Genomic DNA, 13,093 nt, shown 5'->3' on the forward strand with positions numbered 1-13,093 from the left:
GACGGCCTCAGCTGTGGGCGAAAATGTCGACCTCGTCCCATCCGGCGAGATCGAGCGCCGAACGGCTCGGCAGGAAGTCGAAGCAGCGGGCGGCCAGTTCGGCCCGCCCCTCGCGCGCCAGCATCTGATCCAGCCGCGCCTTGGCCGCATGCAGATAAAGAACGTCTGAGGCGGCGTAGTCCAGCTGGGCCGGGCTCAGCTCGGCCGCGCCCCAGTCGGACGACTGCTGCGCCTTGGACAGGTCCACTCCCACCAGCTCGCGCACCACGTCCTTCAGACCGTGGCGGTCCGTATAGGTGCGGGCCAGTTTGGAGGCGATCTTGGTGCAATAGACCGGCCGGGTCTCCACCCCCAGGTGCAGCTGGAACATGCCGATGTCGAAGCGGCCGAAGTGGAAGATCTTGGTCACGGCCGGGTCGGTCAGCAGCCGCTTCAGATTCGGACAGTCGTAGGCGGGACGGTTCAGCCGCACCACATGGGCGTTTCCGTCGCCGGACGACAGCTGGACCACGCACAGGGGGTCGCGACGGAAACGCAGGCCCATGGTCTCGGAATCGATGGCGACTTCCGCCCCCAGGTCCAGGTCGTCGGGCAGGTCGCCCTCATGCAGAAAAACAGTCATGGGCAGGTTCTTACACGGCGAAGGCGCGCGGCGAAACGGCCTCGCGACAGGCATGATGAGGGGCCGGAAACGACGACGGCGCCGTGTCCGAAAACACGGCGCCGTCTGAAAGATGGTGCCCAGAAGAGGACTCGAACCTCCACGGCCGTTAAGCCACTGGCACCTGAAGCCAGCGCGTCTACCAATTCCGCCATCTGGGCCCCGTCGGCAGCGCCTTGCGGCGTTTCCATCGGGAAGGCGCGGACCTCTAAGGGAGGGTCCGGGCGGGGTCAACAGGGATTTTTCATCGGCGGGCGGTTTTATTTTCCAAGCGTCGCCGCAGGGCGGCGTCCAGCCTGCGTTAAGCCTGTTCGCTTACTCCGCCTTGAGGCGAGCCGGCCTAGCATCCGCCCATGGCCCCGCCGACCCTGACCCAGACGACGCCCGATCGGCGCGCGGCCGTGCGGCGTCCCTACCGCCGTCAGCGACGGCCGGAGGAGCGGGTGCGCCTCTTGGGCGAGGCGGTCGATCTGGTCCGGCCCGAAGAGGTGCTGCACCATGTTCAGGCGGCGGTGGCAGAGGGCCGCAAGACCCTGATCGCCAACCACAATCTGCACAGCCTGCATCTGATCCAGACCCAGGCGGAGATGCGGGCCTTCTATGACCGCGCCGACCTGGTCCAGGTCGATTCGACGCCTCTGATCTGGTTCCTGCGCGCCCTCGGCCTGCCCGGTCGCGGCTTTCACCGATCCACCTATCTGGACTGGCGGGACCATTTCTGGAGCGTCGCCGACCGCCGGGGCTGGCGCGTCATGTCGATCGGCGGGGCGCCCGCCGTCGGCCCGGAGGCGGCCCGGCGCCTGGCCGAACGCTATCCTGGCGCGGAGATTCGCACCCGCCACGGCTTCTTCGACGCCCGCCCCGGATCTGCCGACAACGCCGACATCCTGGCGGACATCCGCGCCTTCTCGCCCCACATCCTGTTCGTCGGCATGGGCATGCCTCGCCAGGAGTCGTGGATCGCGACCGTGTTCTACGATCTGCCCGCCTGCGTCGTCTTTTCGGTCGGGGCGGCTTTCGACTATGAGGCCGGCGTCCAGAAGTCGGCGCCGCGCTGGATGGGCCGGGTCGGGCTGGAATGGGCCTATCGCCTGCTGCACGATCCCCGGCGCCTGTTTCACCGCTATTGCGTCGAACCGTGGAGCCTGGCGCCTCTGGCCTTGCGTGAACTTGGCGCCGCCTTCGCCCTAAGGCGACGACGCCAAGCGGATTGATCTAAATCCTACTTGGCAGATAGATATTTATCGGCATGATCGACTTCCGCCTCCGCCCGTTCTGTCAGGGTGAAGGGTCGCCCCACGGGCATTACGGGAGCATCGATGTCGCAAGACCATGGACCCAGGGTGGCGATCATCGGCGCCGGCTTCAGCGGCCTGCTGACCGCGATACAGCTTTTGAGGCGGTCGCCCATCGTGCGGGTGACGCTGATCGAGCGGCGCGACGCCTTCGGTCCCGGCGTCGCCTATGACACCGGCAATCCCGGCCATCTGCTGAACGTCCGCCTGGACAATATGAGCGCCTTTCCCGACCGACCCGACCATCTGGCGAACTGGCTGGCGGAACAGCCGTCCTGGCGCGCCCAGGACGGCTTCATCACACGCGGCGTGTACGGCGACTATCTGCGGCATCTGCTGGCGGAAACGCTCGAAGGCAATGCGGACGAGGCGGGGCGAATGACCCTCGTCCACGGCGAGGCCCAGGCGATCGACCGCCGCGACGGCGGGTGGCGGATCATGGTTGGTTCGGAAGTCATCGCGGCCGATGCGGGGATCCTGGCCCTGGGCAATCTGGAGCCCGCCTCCCCGCCCGGCGTCGATGCGACGGTCCGCGCCTCGGCCGTCTATGTCGAAAACCCGTGGCGTATCGACACGGCTGCGGTCGGGGCTGCGCGCAACATCCTTCTGATCGGCTCCGGCCTGACTATGGTGGATGCGGCCCTGACCCTGCGGCGACCGGGACGGCGCTTCACCGCCTTGTCGCGACACGGCCTCCTGCCCCGCGGCCACGCCACGGTTCCGCCGGCGCCCTTCGACGGCGCCTTTTCGGGCGGTCCGTCCGAAGTCCTGTCCCAAGTGCGGCGCGCCGTCCTGACCCACGATTGGCGGGCTGTGTTCGATCGCCTAAGGCACGGCGCCCGCGACCTGTGGCGCGCCTGGACGCCGCAGCAGAAGCGCCGCTTCCTGCGTCATCTTCGCCCCTTGTGGGATGTTCACCGCCACCGGACGGCGCCGGGCGTGACGCGAGAAATCGCCGCCATGCTGGCTGCGGGGGATCTGACGGTGCTGGCGGGCAAGCTGACCGGAGTGGTGCTGGACGACGGTTCGGTCGAGGCCGCCTGGCGGCCGCGCCACCGTCGCCGGCCGATCCGGGACAGGTTTGACCTGGTGATCAACTGCACCGGCCCGCTGGGCGTCATTCAGCACAGCGCCGAGCCGGTGATCCGCAATCTGCTGGCCCAGGGCTACGGTCGGCCCGATCCGATCGGCCTGGGGCTGGAGGTCGATCAGGGCGGGCAGCTGATCGGGGGCGAGGGCGCCCCAACCCCTGACCTTTACGCCATCGGCCCTTTGACCCGCGGCGCCTTTTGGGAAATGACCGCCGTGCCCGATCTGCGAGGGCAGGCGCGGGACTTGGCGGCGGTGGTGGCAGACCGACTGACGAACGCCGACGGCTCGGTCAGATCGGCATGGCCATGATTTCCTTATAGGCCGAGATGACCTGGTCGCGGACGGACATCACCGTCTCCAGCGACGCCTCGGCCGAGCTCAGCGCCGTGACCACGTCGATCAGATTGCCCTGGCCCTGGATCGACTTGGTCATCTGGGTCTCGGCCGCCCGCGTCTGGTCGGCGAGCCCGGTCATGGCGCTCTTGACCAGGTCGGCGAAGCCGTTGTCGCCGACGGCCGGCGGCTGGGCGGCGACGGGCATGGCCCCGCCCTGGACGGCGGCATAGGCCTTGGCGGCCATCATCGGGTTCATGGCCTAGTCCCTCAGCGTTTGATGATGTCGAGGGTGCGGCTGTCCATCGACCGCGCCGTCTCGATGACGTTCAGATTGGCCTCATAGGCCCGCTGGGCCTCGCGCATGTCCATGGCCTCGACCAGGGTGTCGACATTGGGTCGCATCACATAGCCCTGGGCGTTGGCCGCCGGATGGGAGGGGTCGTAGTCCATCTTGAAATCGCTGTCGTCGGGGCGGACCTCGGCCAAGGCGACGCCGGTCGCGCCGTCCACCTCTCGTGCCTGAAAGACGGGGATCTGCCGACGATAGGGCTCGCCGCCCGGCGTGCGGGCCGTGGACTGGGCGTTGGCGATGTTCTCGGCGATCACCCGCATGCGCGACTGCTGGGCCTTCAGGGCCGAGGCCGCCACGGCCATGGCGCTGTTCGAGGGGGGGACGGGATCAGGCATGGGTCAGGCCTCCGGTTCAGGCCGCGCCGGGCTTGCGCGCGGCCATGCGGATCATCGACATGGATTTCTGGTAAAAGCCGATGGCGGCGTCATAGGCCATGCGGCTCTCGGCCATCTTCAGCATCTGCTCTTCGACCACCACCGAATTGCCGTCCAGGGTGGTCTCAGAGTCCGGGGACTTGGACGAATCGAAGCGGGGCGGCGCCACGGCGGGCGCCAGATGGGCCCGGTTGGTCCGCACCATCGGCAGTCCGCCGCCGGAGCGCAGGGCGGCGGCGAAGTCGCTGGGCTGTTTCAGGTCGCGGCCGACGAAGCCGGGGGTGTCGGCGTTGGCCACGTTTTCGGCGATGACCTTCTGGCGGGCGTCCAGCCAGCCCAGCCGGCCCTTGATCTGTCCCAGCAGCGGAATGTCGGCGACGCCCATGGCGGTCTCCCGTGCGGCGCAAAAATGCGCGATGGGCAGAAAATGCCGCCTGCATGGTTAATAGGGCGTTATCTCAACGCCTCGTTAACCAGGCTGATTAAGACTTGGGGTCACAGCGCCGACTGCGCCGGGGCCCAAAGCGTATGAACTTCCTTGATCTCGCCCGCGCCGTCTTCGGCCTGGCCTTCACCCTGGGCCTGATCGGCCTGGCGGCCTACGCCGCGCGCCGCTACGCCCCCCAGCTGCTGGCGCGACTGAACGCAGAACGCGGCGAACGGCGGATGCAGGTGGTCGAGACCCTGGTTCTGGACCCCGCCCGCCGCCTGGTCCTGGTGCGGATCGACGACGAGGAGCGGCTGATCCTGCTGGGCGAAGGCCGCGAACTGATCGAGCCGCGCCAGCCGGGGATTTTCAAGTGAAGGGCGCAAAACCGCTTCCCCCCCGCCGGAGCGGGGAGAAGGTCTTCACGGTTCCCGCCGCCTCCGAACTGAAGCGCGCGGCCCTCTTGTCGCTGATCACCACCCTGGTCTGCCTGGCCTGGCCGATCGCGGCCCTGGCCCAGGAAGCCGCCCAGTCCGGCTCGGCCATCAACATCGACCTGGGCACTGGGGCCGGCCTGACCCAGCGGGTGGTCCAACTGGTCGGACTGATGACCGTGCTGTCGCTGGCGCCGTCGATCGTCATCATGACCACCAGCTTCGTGCGGATCGTCGTGGTCCTGTCCCTGCTGCGCACCGCCCTCGGCATGCAGCAGTCGCCGCCGAACGCCGTTCTGGTGTCCCTGGCCCTGTTCCTGAGCGCCATCGTCATGGCCCCGACCTGGCAGGACGCCTATGATTCGGGCATCCGCCCGCTGCTGGATCAGCAGATGGAACTGCCCCAGGCCTTCGACGCGGCGTCCGAACCTGTGAAAACTTTCATGCTGGCCCAGGTGGACCGTTCGGACCTGGCGCTCTTCACCCGACTGAGCCGCGTCGAGCCCCCGACCAACCTCCAGGAACTGCCCCTTCGGGTCGTCACACCGGCCTTCATGATCAGCGAGCTGAAGAAGGCTTTCGAAATCGGATTTCTTCTTTTCGTTCCGTTCCTTGTCATCGACCTGGTTGTGGCCAGCGTACTGATGTCCATGGGTATGATGATGCTTCCGCCAGTGGTGGTTTCCTTACCTTTCAAACTGATCTTCTTCGTCCTGGTGGACGGCTGGAGACTGGTCGCCGGGAGCCTGGTGGAGAGCTTCCAGCGGGCGTCCGGAACCGGATAATCCCCGCCCTATAAGGCTTTGCGCCGTTTCCCCGCTTGCAAAGCCAAGCGAAATCCGTGTTGATCCCCCGGTCCTCGCCCTGAATCGGGCGACTAACACTGGAAATGTCTCTTATGACCACTCAAGCCGAACTGATCGCCGCCGTCGCCAAGGACGCCGGTGTCTCGCAGGCCGACGCCGGCAAGGTGCTGACCGCCATCGTCGAAAACATCCACGCCAGCCTGAAGGCCGGCGGCGACGTGCGCATCTCGAACCTGGGCGTCTTCGACACCGCCGACCGCGCCGAGCGTGAAGGCCGCAACCCGGCCACGGGCGCGACCATCAAGATCGCCGCCTCCAAGGCCGTGCGCTTCCGCGTCTCCAAGCCGCTGAAGGACGCCGTCAACGGCTAAGACCTTCGGGTCCAGACTGCGGATCTGATCTGCGGATCAACGGGCGGGGGTCGCTGGGCGGCTCCCGCCCGCTTCTTTTCTGAAGTCCTGTTTGGCGGCATTGACCCAGCCGACGAAGGTGTCGGCGTTGGCCGACAGGCCGGCGAAATCGGCCGCGCCCGCCACCCCCGACAGGTCGTCGTCCAAGGCCACGCGAATCGCATTGGCCGAACGCGCCCGGGCGATGAAGGGCGAATACTGACCCCGAAGTCGATCCAGGGCCGCGCGGTTTCCACTCAGCGAATAGCCGACCCCGGCCCGGATCAGCCAGCTCTCCTCGGCGGGCGTCAAAGGTGCGTCCGTCTGTTTGTGGCGATCGCCCAGACGCGCCTCATACAGGGGGGCGGCGTCCGCCCACTTCTGCTGTTTCCAGAAGACGTCGCCGCGCACTTCGCGCGCGGGCGCCGACTGATCCCGATCCAGAACCTCAAGCGCGTGATCGTAACGCCCCAGGTCCATCAGGGCCCGCGCTTCCAGGGCGCGGCGTTGGCTGTTGACGGCGGTCGGCAAGAGGGTGGTGCGCGACCCCCAGATCGCCTGAAGCGCCTTCTCCGGCTGACGGTCCATCAGATAGACGGTGGCCAGATCGGTGGCGACCTGCGCCTTGGCCACCCCGTCCAGCCGCTCGTCCACCTGGTGTTTCAGCAGTTCGGCGGCCTGATCCAGCAGATCGACGTCGATCAGGCGGCGCGACAGGCGGCGCACCATTTCATCGCCGTCTGCGCCGATCGGCGTCAGTTCGCGGAAGTCATAGAAGAGGGCCAGGGCCTGAACGGGTTGCAGGCCGTCGGCGGCGCCTTCCAGGAACAGGGCGCGGAAAGCCTTGGACTGGTCCGCCTGGATCTCGGCGGCGCCCGGCACGTTCGCCATCCGCTTGCCGGCGCTGCGCAGGGCGTCCAGCGCCTCACGATAGCGGCCCTGCTGCAGATAGAGGTCCGCCAGTTTGCGGATCACCGCCAGTTCGGTCGCATCGCCGCGCCAGCGCCACTTCAGCAGCTCCAGCTGCTGGGCCGCCTGGTCGGGCGTCAGGGCGCCCTTGTCCAGCTCCAGGCTGATGGCGCCCAGTTTGGCGGGGGTGGCGATGCCGTCCAGCGGGGCGCGCGCCACCGCCTTATAGACCGCCAGCGCCCGCGCCTTGTCGCCTGTCAGATCAAACAGACGCGCCTGAACGACCCGCGCCGCCAGCTGGTCGGCCGCCGAGGCGTTCTGGCTGAACACATAGTCCAGCAGCTGGCGCGCGGCGGGCAGATCGCCCGTTTCGATCGCCGCCAGCGCGTGGGCGGCGCCGAAGCGGGCGCGCCATTCCTTGGGGAAGTCGTCGATGACCGAGGCCCCGGCGGCGAAGGCGCGGCGCGCCCCCTCCCAGTCGCCCTGTTCGGCGGCGATATAGCCCTGCCAGACCTTGGCGGCGGGATCGTTGGACAGGGCGGCGCCGGCGAAGTCGATCTGGGCCTCCTCCAACCGGCCGACGCCGACGCGGGCGGCGCCGCGCAGGCCCCGCACCTCCGGCTCGCCCTGCATATTGGGGGCCTGGGCGATCAGGGCGTTCAGCACGCCGATCGCCTCGTAGTTCAGGCCCGAACCGACCAGAAACCGCGACAGGGCCAGGCGAGCGCCGATCGGGGCGCGGGGATTGTCCGTCGCGGCCAGGGTCTCCTGGGCCGCAGCGTCCTGAAGTCGGCGATAGCGTTCGGAAAAGCCCTCGGTCGCCGCCCATTCCTCAAGGATCAGGCTGGGATGGGGCGCCCGTTTCGGCGCCTCGGCCTCACGCTCGTCCGCCTCCAGGGTCGCCGACGGCGGCGAAAGGGTCAGGCCGTTCGGGCGGCTGAGGGTGACCAGATCGCCTCCAGCCTCGATCTTCAGATCGTCGGTCGACGTCTCCACCGCCAGGCCTTGAGCCGTCGGGATCAGGCTGAGGTCGATCGTGCTGCGCGAGCCCGAGAAGCCCTTGCCGGGCGCAAGGGCGGTGACGGCGGCGAACCGGTCGCCGACGAGGGGATCGGTCAGCCAGACCGTCTTGGTGGCTCCCGCCATCCGGGCCACCAGGGCGTCGGAGCCGTCGTCTGCGCGGTCCACCTCCACGCCCGAGGCGCCGGTCGGCGGCCCGCCGATGGTCACGGTCCAGGTCCCGCCCTGCCCGTCCGCCGCAACCGCCAGCCCCTCCGGCGCCGCGATGCGGACGGCGGTGTAGTCGCCGCCGGCGGCCCAGCGCGCGTCCTTGGCGGGCCCCAGCGCCTTGGCGCCGGCCAGATCCATCTTGGCGGCGGCGTCGAAGACGATCCAGACCGCCTCACCCCGCCGGAAGACGGCGGCGCCGACCGGGGCGCCCCACTGGAAGGTCAGAACCGTCTTCTCGTCGCTGGAGACGGCGCGGACCGGCACGACGGCATTGATCTTGGCCCCGGTCTCTTGCGCCGGCGTCTCCGGCGCCTTGCCCGGCGCATAGAGGTTCAGCCAGACGGCGCCGTCGGCCACGCCGGAACGGGCGTCGGCGCCCTCGGCCAGGGTGATGACCAGGTCGGTCGCCCCGCCGCGCGCCATTCGGGTCTCGACCGCCTTGACCCCCTGCGGCGGATCGACGCGCAGACGCGAAATGTCAGGGGCGGCCGAGACGCCCAGGCGGACGATGACCTTGTCGGCCTCACGCCGCACCTGGCTGCGCACGCCGATGACGCCGGCGAATTCGACGCGGGTGAACTCGCTGGATTGGCCGATGCTGATCGACAGGGGATCGCTGGAGCGGCCGGCCTCCTGGGCCAGGGGCGCAAGCGGCGCAAAGGCGACCGCCCCGGCCGCGGCGGCGGCCACGGTCGTCTTCAGCAGGCGCTTGCTGTGCGGGGTCCCGGACATATCGGCCCAGCCATGCCGCAAAAGCTCTTTAATCGCGGTTAACCGACGTTCACCCGCGATTCCACGAATGGGACGGTTCGCCCACGCGACAGGCCGGGCGATCTGGCGCATCATGGGGCCATGACCGATTATCCCCGCCTCAGCACCCTGAAGACCGGCCTGGGCTGCAAATGCCCGCGCTGCGGCCAGGGTCCCCTGTTCAAAGGGTATCTGACCCTGCGCGAAGCCTGTCCGAACTGTGGGCTCAGCTACGGCTTTGCGGACCCTGCGGACGGCCCGGCCTTCTTCGTCATGTCGGCGGTCGGCCTGGTCGGCATGATCCTGTTGATGGTCATCGACTTCACGATGAAGCCGCCCATCTGGGTCCACGCAGTCGTCACCCTGCCGATCCTGATCGCCCTATGCCTGGGCTGTCTGAGGCCGTTCAAAGCCTGGCTGGTGGCGGAGCAGTATGTGCACAAGGCCGCCCCGCCGGAATTCTCCAGCAACGGCAAGCACGGGGATTAGGGGCGGGGTGCTCGCCCCCTGCCCCTCAGTCGATGCAGAGGGTCGCGCCCGCCTTGCCGTCCTCCACCGGCGTATTGCAGCCGAAGCGGTCGCTGGTCGCCTGACAGACGCCGGTCGCGGCGGTTCCGGGCGCGATCCCGCTGTTGCCCTCGATCCGGCAGTCGCCCTGGCACTGGTCGCCGTCGGTGCAACGCTTGCCGGCGTCGGCGTAGTTGATCACGCACTGCCAGGATTGCAGCCGGCCGACCTGTTTCATCGTCCCGCCGCGCGCGGCGCAGGCCGAGGCGTCGGCGCTCTGCATCGGGGCGTCCGAGCCCGCCGTGGTCTGCGGGGTGCAGGCGGCCGCCAGAAGGGCGGCGGCGGCGAGAAGAGGGATACGGATCATTCGACCTGTCCTTTGGCGAAGCCCGACCAGACGTCGTCGTAGTCGAGCTGCATCTGCGGCGATTCCGACGCCCATTTCGTGATCCGGATCGGCGCCCGGGTCTCGAACATGAAGGCCAGGGTGTCAGTGATCTTGTGCGGCTTCAGTTCCGCATTGATCGCACCCTCGTAGCTGGCCTGGTCCGGGCCGTGGCCGCTCATCCGGTTGTGCAGGCTGGCGCCGCCGGGGGCGAAACCGCCGGCCTTGGCGTCATAGGCGCCGGTCACCAGGCCCATGAATTCGCTCATGACGTTTCTGTGGAACCAGGGCGGGCGGAAGGTGTGCTCGGCCACCATCCAGCGCGGCGGGAAGATGACGAAGTCGATATTGGCCGTGCCCGGCGTCTCCGACGGACTGGTCAGGACAGTGAAGATCGACGGATCGGGGTGATCGTAGCTGACCGTGTTGATGGTGTTGAACCGCGCCGTGTTATAGCGGCAGGGTGCCAGATTGCCGTGCCAGGCTGCGACGTCCAGCGGGCTGTGGTCGAAGGTGGTGGCCCACAGGCGTCCGCCGTATTTCTGGACGCACTGGGTCGGGCGATCCACGTCCTCATAGGCGGCGACCGGGGTTTCGAAGTCGCGCGGATTGGCCAGGCCGTTGGCGCCGATGGGACCGAGGTCCGGCAGACGGAACGGGCTGCCGTAGTTTTCGCAGACATAGCCCCGAACGGGCCCGTCGATCTCGACGCGGAAGCGGACGCCGCGCGGGATCAGGACGATGTGGCCAGGCTGGGCCTCGATCACCCCCATCTCGGTGACGAACCGGTGCGAGCCCTGTTGGGGCACGATCAGCAGTTCGCCGTCGGCGTCGTAGAAGACGCGGTCGATCATCGACCGATTGGCGACATAGAGGTGGACGCCCGCCCCGGCTCCGGCGTCGGGATCGCCGGCGCCGCCGTAGGTGACCAGACCCTCGACCCAGTCGGTCGCGGTCTCGGGGATCGGCAGCGGGTCCCAACGCATGCGGTTGGGGTTGGGCGGGGTCTCGTCGAACGGGCCGGAGCGGACGCGCCCCTGGTCGAAGGCCACATAGGGGCCGTGCTGGGCCGAGGGACGAAGGCGGTACAGCCAGCTGCGCCGGTTCTCCGCGCGCGGTGCGGTGAAGGCCGTGCCGGACAGCTGTTCGGCATAGAGGCCCATCGGCGTCTTCTGCGGCGAATTCTGGCCCTGCGGCAGGGCGCCGGGCGCGGCCTCGGTCGCGAAATGATTGCCGAAGCCGGTCAGATAGGCGGGCGCGTTGGATCGCGTCGTCATGTGCATGTCTCCCTTGGCGGGAGGTTTAGAAGGTTCAACGGCGGCCGTCATCCGCCCGTCGACCGCCTCTCTTTCATTTGGCGTAATGGTACCGGCATTGCGCGATCAGAAGGGCGTCTTCCGTTGGGCGATAAACCAGTCGATGCTCCTGATCGATGCGCCGCGACCACCAGCCGGACAACTCGCCCTTCAGCGGTTCAGGCTTGCCGGTTCCCGAAAACGGCGTGCGCAGGCATTCGCGGATCAGGCCGTTGATCTTTTTCAGCTGCTTCGTGTCGGTGGATTGCCAATAGAGATAATCCTCCCAGGCCGCCTCCTGAAACGTCAGCCTCATTCAATCAGGTCGCGCGGCTGACCGCCGCCGGCGTCCAGCTCGGCGACGGCCTTGCGCAGGCGTTCGGCGTTCGCCGGGCTGCGCAGCAGATAGTCCGTCTCCTGCCAGGAGGCGAAGTCCTCCAGCGACATCAGCACCGCCGCAGGCTTGCCGCCGTCGCGCGTGATGATGGTGTAGTCATGGTCCGCCGTCACCCGGTCGATGGCCGACGCGAGATTCTTGCGAAGTTCGGTGACGGACATGGCCTTCATAGCGATAATGTACATATTTACGTACATTATCGCTAGCCTTTTACGTGGTCAGAGCGTCCGCGCGATCAAGAGCTTCATGATCTCGTTGGTCCCGCCGTAGATCCGCTGGACCCGGGCGTCCTTGTACAGCTGGGCGATCGGATATTCGTTCATATAGCCGTAGCCGCCGTGCAGCTGCAGCATCTCGTCGATGGTCTCGCCCTGGATGTCGGTGACCCAGTATTTGGCCATGGAGGCGGTGGCGGCGTCGAGCTTGCCCTGCAAGTGCAGGCCGATGCAGTGGTCGACGAAGACCTTGGCGACGGTCAGCTTGGTCTTGACCTCGGCCAGTTTGAACTGGGTGTTCTGGAAGTCGATGACGCGTTTGCCGAAGGCCTTGCGCTCCTTGACGTAGGCCAGGGTGGCCTCCAGCCCGCGCTCGGCGGCGGCGACGCCCTGGACGGCGATGTTCAGCCGTTCCTGGGGCAGTTGCTGCATCAGCTGGACGAAGCCCTGGCCCTCGACCCCGCCGATGACGTTGTCGCCGGGGACCTTCACGTCGTTGAAGAACAGTTCTGAGGTGTCGTTCCCCTCCATGCCGATCTTGTGCAGGTTCCGGCCGCGTTCGAAGCCTTCGGCGCCGTCCGTCTCGACCACGATCAGGGACGTGCCCTTGGCGCCCTCGGCCGGGTCGGTCTTGGCCACCACGATGATGAAGTTGGCCAGCTGGCCGTTGGTGATGAAGGTCTTGGAGCCGTTGACGACATAGCCGTTGCCGCTCTTGATCGCCGTGGTCTTGACCCCTTGCAGGTCCGAGCCCGCGCCCGGTTCGGTCATGGCGATGGCGCCGACCAGTTCGCCGGAGGCCAGACGCGGCAGCCAGCGCTTCTTCTGCTCCTCGGTGCCGTAGTGCCAGATGTAGGGGGCGACGATGGCGTTGTGCAGGCTGATGCCGAAATGGTCCGCGCCCTTCCAGCCCAGCTGACGCATCAGCACCACCTCATGCCGATAGTCGCCGCCCATGCCGCCGTCTTCTTCCGGCATGGACAGGCCCAGAAGGCCGTCGGCGCCGGCCTGGCTCCACAGGGCGCGCGGCACGCTGGAGTCGGCGATCCACTGCTGCACCTTCTCCGGCGGCGCGTGCTCGTCGATCCATTTGCCGACGCTGTCGGAGAAGAGGGTGATCTCTTCTTCACGCATGAAATCGGGGTCGGGGCTGCCCAGCACGTTCATCGGTTTTGTCCCTGTGGTGCGAGGGCTTCGCGCCCTTCTGGTTGGAAAGAAAGACGGGCCGGCGAAGTCAGC

General features: G+C 67.7%; 16 protein-coding genes and 1 tRNA gene. 6 read left to right on the forward strand and 11 right to left on the reverse strand.

Annotated elements, in window-relative coordinates; translation table 11 throughout:
* Positions 1-7 precede the first annotated feature (7 nt).
* The gene (locus JMT67_RS07460) at positions 8-622 is read right to left on the reverse strand and encodes a ribonuclease D (protein WP_054766647.1); all 615 of its coding nucleotides are present in this window, start codon (positions 620-622) and stop codon (positions 8-10) included.
* Positions 623-735: 113 nt separating this feature from the next.
* Positions 736-822 (reverse strand) — tRNA-Leu (locus JMT67_RS07465).
* A gap of 192 nt (positions 823-1,014) precedes the next feature.
* On the opposite strand from JMT67_RS07465, the gene JMT67_RS07470 reads away from it, so the two are divergent.
* The gene (locus tag JMT67_RS07470) at positions 1,015-1,875 is read left to right on the forward strand and encodes a WecB/TagA/CpsF family glycosyltransferase (RefSeq protein ID WP_201463122.1); all 861 of its coding nucleotides are present in this window, start codon (positions 1,015-1,017) and stop codon (positions 1,873-1,875) included.
* A gap of 105 nt (positions 1,876-1,980) precedes the next feature.
* Complete coding sequence (locus tag JMT67_RS07475) at positions 1,981-3,357, forward strand: FAD/NAD(P)-binding protein (RefSeq protein ID WP_201463123.1); 1,377 nt, start codon at positions 1,981-1,983, stop codon at positions 3,355-3,357.
* On the opposite strand, the gene JMT67_RS07480 is transcribed toward JMT67_RS07475, so the two are convergent.
* The 3 genes from JMT67_RS07480 to JMT67_RS07490 are packed head-to-tail and all read right to left on the reverse strand — an operon-like array spanning position 3,338 to position 4,495.
* Positions 3,338-3,640, reverse strand: coding sequence for a flagellar hook-basal body complex protein FliE (locus JMT67_RS07480; RefSeq protein WP_152950965.1), 303 nt, complete (start codon positions 3,638-3,640; stop codon positions 3,338-3,340). The genes JMT67_RS07475 and JMT67_RS07480 overlap by 20 nt on opposite strands.
* An 11-nt stretch (positions 3,641-3,651) precedes the next feature.
* A complete protein-coding gene (gene flgC / locus JMT67_RS07485) occupies positions 3,652-4,038 on the reverse strand; it encodes a flagellar basal body rod protein FlgC (RefSeq protein WP_054766651.1) in 387 nt (128 codons plus the stop codon).
* Between the two features lie 49 nt (positions 4,039-4,087).
* Positions 4,088-4,495, reverse strand: coding sequence for a flagellar basal body protein (locus tag JMT67_RS07490; protein WP_183215095.1), 408 nt, complete (start codon positions 4,493-4,495; stop codon positions 4,088-4,090).
* Between the two features lie 143 nt (positions 4,496-4,638).
* Between JMT67_RS07490 and JMT67_RS07495 the strand changes: the two genes are divergently transcribed.
* From JMT67_RS07495 to JMT67_RS07505, 3 genes are all read left to right on the forward strand, one after another.
* Positions 4,639-4,914 carry a flagellar biosynthetic protein FliO gene (locus tag JMT67_RS07495; protein ID WP_152950966.1) on the forward strand — a complete coding sequence of 92 codons (276 nt, stop codon included), beginning with the start codon at positions 4,639-4,641 and terminating at the stop codon, positions 4,912-4,914.
* A 68-nt stretch (positions 4,915-4,982) separates the two neighbouring features.
* The gene (fliP, locus tag JMT67_RS07500; RefSeq protein WP_201464001.1) at positions 4,983-5,756 is read left to right on the forward strand and encodes a flagellar type III secretion system pore protein FliP; all 774 of its coding nucleotides are present in this window, start codon (positions 4,983-4,985) and stop codon (positions 5,754-5,756) included.
* A 113-nt stretch (positions 5,757-5,869) separates the two neighbouring features.
* On the forward strand, positions 5,870-6,148 hold the full coding sequence (locus tag JMT67_RS07505) for an HU family DNA-binding protein (protein WP_054766654.1): 279 nt from the start codon (positions 5,870-5,872) through the stop codon (positions 6,146-6,148).
* A 36-nt stretch (positions 6,149-6,184) separates the two neighbouring features.
* Here the strand turns inward: JMT67_RS07505 and JMT67_RS07510 are convergent, their stop codons facing one another.
* Positions 6,185-9,037 carry a tetratricopeptide repeat protein gene (locus JMT67_RS07510; protein WP_233455834.1) on the reverse strand — a complete coding sequence of 951 codons (2,853 nt, stop codon included), beginning with the start codon at positions 9,035-9,037 and terminating at the stop codon, positions 6,185-6,187.
* A gap of 120 nt (positions 9,038-9,157) precedes the next feature.
* Between JMT67_RS07510 and JMT67_RS07515 the strand changes: the two genes are divergently transcribed.
* Entirely contained in the window at positions 9,158-9,544 is a 387-nt protein-coding gene (locus JMT67_RS07515; RefSeq protein ID WP_054766656.1) for a DUF983 domain-containing protein, read from the forward strand.
* Between the two features lie 25 nt (positions 9,545-9,569).
* Here JMT67_RS07515 and JMT67_RS07520 read toward each other — a convergent pair whose 3' ends face one another.
* The 5 genes from JMT67_RS07520 to JMT67_RS07540 form a co-directional block, all read right to left on the reverse strand.
* On the reverse strand, positions 9,570-9,929 hold the full coding sequence (locus JMT67_RS07520) for a hypothetical protein (RefSeq protein WP_152950967.1): 360 nt from the start codon (positions 9,927-9,929) through the stop codon (positions 9,570-9,572).
* Complete coding sequence (gene hmgA, locus JMT67_RS07525; RefSeq protein WP_201463124.1) at positions 9,926-11,224, reverse strand: homogentisate 1,2-dioxygenase; 1,299 nt, start codon at positions 11,222-11,224, stop codon at positions 9,926-9,928. Before hmgA ends, JMT67_RS07520 begins: the two co-directional genes overlap by 4 nt.
* A gap of 73 nt (positions 11,225-11,297) precedes the next feature.
* A complete protein-coding gene (locus JMT67_RS07530; protein ID WP_152950968.1) occupies positions 11,298-11,558 on the reverse strand; it encodes a Txe/YoeB family addiction module toxin in 261 nt (86 codons plus the stop codon).
* A complete protein-coding gene (locus JMT67_RS07535) occupies positions 11,555-11,824 on the reverse strand; it encodes a type II toxin-antitoxin system Phd/YefM family antitoxin (protein WP_224761054.1) in 270 nt (89 codons plus the stop codon). Before JMT67_RS07535 ends, JMT67_RS07530 begins: the two co-directional genes overlap by 4 nt.
* Positions 11,825-11,857: 33 nt before the next feature.
* Positions 11,858-13,021: an acyl-CoA dehydrogenase family protein gene (locus JMT67_RS07540; RefSeq protein WP_201463125.1), complete on the reverse strand. Its 1,164-nt coding sequence runs from the start codon at positions 13,019-13,021 to the stop codon at positions 11,858-11,860.
* Positions 13,022-13,093 lie beyond the last annotated feature (72 nt).

The sequence above is a fragment of the Brevundimonas aurantiaca genome, from assembly GCF_904830995.1.
Lineage (GTDB): Bacteria > Pseudomonadota > Alphaproteobacteria > Caulobacterales > Caulobacteraceae > Brevundimonas > Brevundimonas aurantiaca.

What these genes read in the sequence shown, in the direction of transcription:
- JMT67_RS07460 (WP_054766647.1), bottom strand. Translation starts at nt 622, where the DNA reads ATGACTGTTTTTCTGCATGAGGGCGACCTGCCCGACGACCTGGACCTG.
- JMT67_RS07470 (WP_201463122.1), top strand. Translation starts at nt 1,015, where the DNA reads ATGGCCCCGCCGACCCTGACCCAGACGACGCCCGATCGGCGCGCGGCC.
- JMT67_RS07475 (WP_201463123.1), top strand. Translation starts at nt 1,981, where the DNA reads ATGTCGCAAGACCATGGACCCAGGGTGGCGATCATCGGCGCCGGCTTC.
- JMT67_RS07480 (WP_152950965.1), bottom strand. Translation starts at nt 3,640, where the DNA reads ATGAACCCGATGATGGCCGCCAAGGCCTATGCCGCCGTCCAGGGCGGG.
- flgC (WP_054766651.1), bottom strand. Translation starts at nt 4,038, where the DNA reads ATGGCCGTGGCGGCCTCGGCCCTGAAGGCCCAGCAGTCGCGCATGCGG.
- JMT67_RS07490 (WP_183215095.1), bottom strand. Translation starts at nt 4,495, where the DNA reads ATGGGCGTCGCCGACATTCCGCTGCTGGGACAGATCAAGGGCCGGCTG.
- JMT67_RS07495 (WP_152950966.1), top strand. Translation starts at nt 4,639, where the DNA reads ATGAACTTCCTTGATCTCGCCCGCGCCGTCTTCGGCCTGGCCTTCACC.
- JMT67_RS07505 (WP_054766654.1), top strand. Translation starts at nt 5,870, where the DNA reads ATGACCACTCAAGCCGAACTGATCGCCGCCGTCGCCAAGGACGCCGGT.
- JMT67_RS07510 (WP_233455834.1), bottom strand. Translation starts at nt 9,037, where the DNA reads ATGTCCGGGACCCCGCACAGCAAGCGCCTGCTGAAGACGACCGTGGCC.
- JMT67_RS07515 (WP_054766656.1), top strand. Translation starts at nt 9,158, where the DNA reads ATGACCGATTATCCCCGCCTCAGCACCCTGAAGACCGGCCTGGGCTGC.
- JMT67_RS07520 (WP_152950967.1), bottom strand. Translation starts at nt 9,929, where the DNA reads ATGATCCGTATCCCTCTTCTCGCCGCCGCCGCCCTTCTGGCGGCCGCC.
- hmgA (WP_201463124.1), bottom strand. Translation starts at nt 11,224, where the DNA reads ATGACGACGCGATCCAACGCGCCCGCCTATCTGACCGGCTTCGGCAAT.
- JMT67_RS07530 (WP_152950968.1), bottom strand. Translation starts at nt 11,558, where the DNA reads ATGAGGCTGACGTTTCAGGAGGCGGCCTGGGAGGATTATCTCTATTGG.
- JMT67_RS07535 (WP_224761054.1), bottom strand. Translation starts at nt 11,824, where the DNA reads ATGTACATTATCGCTATGAAGGCCATGTCCGTCACCGAACTTCGCAAG.
- JMT67_RS07540 (WP_201463125.1), bottom strand. Translation starts at nt 13,021, where the DNA reads ATGAACGTGCTGGGCAGCCCCGACCCCGATTTCATGCGTGAAGAAGAG.